The following is a 2,441-nucleotide window of genomic DNA, read 5'->3' as shown; positions in this document are numbered from 1 at the left end:
TTAATAGTTTTGAAGTTGAAAATGTAAAACGAGTAAAGGCGGTTTCCATGGAATTAGCCCCAAATGGGTTAACGGTAATCGGGGGCCGGAACGGCCAAGGCAAAACGTCCGTCTTGGATGCCATAGCCTGGGCATTAGGCGGCGATAAATTCAAGCCGTCTAATGCGGCAAGAGATAGCAGCACGATCCCGCCTGAAATTCATATTGAACTTTCCAACGGCCTTATCGTCGAACGAAAGGGAGCGAAGAGCTCCCTTAAGGTCATTGACCCGACCGGTGAGAAAGCCGGACAAAAGCTCTTGGACAGCTTCATCGAGAAACTGGCTCTAGACTTGCCGAAGTTCATGGGTATGAACTCAAAAGATAAGGCTAATACATTACTGCAGATTATTGGCATTGGCGACGAATTGGCCGAACTCGACGCAAAAGAAGCACAGCGATATAACCGACGCCTTGAAATCGGCCGTATCGCAAAGCAGAAGAAATCCTACGCCGATGAGCTCGAGTATTATCCCGACGCTCCTGCAGAGCCGGTAAGTGCTTCGGATTTAATTAAGCAACAACAAGAAATTTTGGCGCAAAACGGCGAGAATCAACGTAAGCGTGAACAGTTAACTAAGATGACGGAAGAACACGAAACGCTTATCGCCCGGATTGCTCAGCTTAAAACCTCTTTAGAAGAAGCCCAGGCAAAGCAAGAGTCGCTGTTAGCCGATATGGAGACGGCTCAAAAAACAGTTAATGAGCTTATTGACGAAAGTACCGAAGAATTGGAAATGAATATTGCTCACGTTGATGAGATCAACCGTAAGGTGCGAGCCAACCAAGAAAAAGAAAAAGCCCAGGCCGAAGCCGATGAGTTGGCGGCTGAATATAACGGACTGACGGCAGAAATTGAAGCCGTCAAGGAAGCTAAGAACGATCTTCTTAACAAGGCTGATTTACCCCTTCCGGAACTTGGCGTAAAAGATGGCGAGCTTATTTACAAGGGGCAGCAATGGGACGGCATGAGCGGCGCCGAACAGCTCATGGTGGCTACAGCGATTATTCGTAAGCTAAACCCCGAGTGCGGATTTGTTCTCATGGATAAGCTCGAACAAATGGATCAGGAAACACTTAAAGAGTTCTCTGATTGGCTCACCCGCGAAGGACTTCAAGTTATTGCTACGAGAGTCGGAATGGATGATAGCTGCAGCATCATTATTGAAGACGGTTACATTAAAGACTCGACACCGCAGCCTGTAGAAGCAAAGAAATGGGAAGCCGGTAAATTCTAAAGGAGGTAGCTATGAAAATAATTACAGGAAAGCAAGAGCGATACCAGAAAGTCGTTGTATATGGTCCTGAAGGAATAGGGAAAAGTACATTTGCCGCACAATTCCCCGATCCCTTGTTTATCGATACAGAAGCAGGAACGGCTCATATGGATGTAGCCCGATTGGAACGGCCGACGTCTTGGGCGGTACTTATGGAATACGTTCAAGAGCTTACGAAAGACCACCAAGGATTTACAACCTTAGTCATCGACACTATCGACTGGGCGGAACAGCTTTGCGTACAGCACATTTGCTCGAAGTACCAGGTAAGCGGTATTGAAGATATCGGGTATGGCAAGGGATACGTCTATGAGAAGGAAGAATTCGGACGGCTGCTTAATAAGCTCCAGGATTTAATTGAAAGCGGGATGAACGTAGTTCTCACGGCACATGCTATGGTGCGAAAATTCGAACGGCCTGACCAACCCCCGTACGATCGGTACGAACTGAAGCTCAATAAAGCCGCCAGTCAAAAAATTTCCGACATGGTCAAAGAGTGGGCGGACATGCTACTTTTTGCCAACTACAAAGAGGAAGTTTTAAAAGTCGATAGCAAGGACGGTAACAGTAAGAAGGTCCGTGTCTCAGGCGGACAACGTGTGATGTATACAAGTCACCATCCGAATTGGGACGCTAAGAACCGGCACGGATTGAAGGAATGCTTACCCTTCGAATTTACTCAAATAGAAAATTGTATACCTAAAAATATTCAAAAATCGCAAGTTGAAGAGAAACCTGTAGAGGAAATGAAAACCCCTCCGAAAGAAGAAACGCCGAAAGCAGAACCTGTTGTAAAAGCCGAGCCTAAAAAGAAGGCTAAGGAAGACGACGGGATCCCGAAAGACCTGAAGAAGCTTATGGAAGCACGAAATATCACAGAAGCTGAAATACAAGCCGTTGTAGGAAGTAAAGGGTACTTCCCGGCTGATATGAGAATTAAAGACTACCCGAAAGAATTTATAGACGGTTGCTTAATTGCCGCATTCGACACTGTAGCTCAGGCGATAGAAGCAAACCGAGACGAAAATGTACCGTTTTAATAATAAGGAGGATAACGATCATGGCAGAAGAAAGAGCATTTAGTTGGGACGAAGAAATTGAAGCAGTGGAAAACGAGTTTGTCGA

General features: G+C 46.0%; 2 protein-coding genes. Both read left to right on the top strand.

Translation table 11 applies throughout. From position 1 onward, the window contains the following. Positions 1–1,277, top strand: a 1,277-nt coding sequence (locus tag HMPREF1250_RS05550) for an AAA family ATPase (RefSeq protein WP_023053660.1), incomplete at its 5' end; no start/stop codon positions are given. 11 nt (positions 1,278–1,288) lie between these two features. Beyond that, positions 1,289–2,356, top strand: a complete 1,068-nt coding sequence (locus HMPREF1250_RS05545) for an ATP-binding protein (protein WP_023053659.1) — start codon at positions 1,289–1,291, stop codon at positions 2,354–2,356. The last annotated feature ends 85 nt before the right edge of the window (positions 2,357–2,441 follow it).

Origin of the sequence: Megasphaera vaginalis (ex Srinivasan et al. 2021) (assembly GCF_000478965.1) — a bacterium.
GTDB lineage: Bacteria > Bacillota > Negativicutes > Veillonellales > Megasphaeraceae > Megasphaera > Megasphaera vaginalis.
Note: the sequence above shows the minus strand (reverse complement) of the source record. Positions and strands in the feature narration are given on the sequence as shown.

Coding starts and splice junctions, on each gene's coding strand:
- HMPREF1250_RS05545 (WP_023053659.1), top strand. CDS start 1,289: ATGAAAATAATTACAGGAAAGCAAGAGCGATACCAGAAAGTCGTTGTA.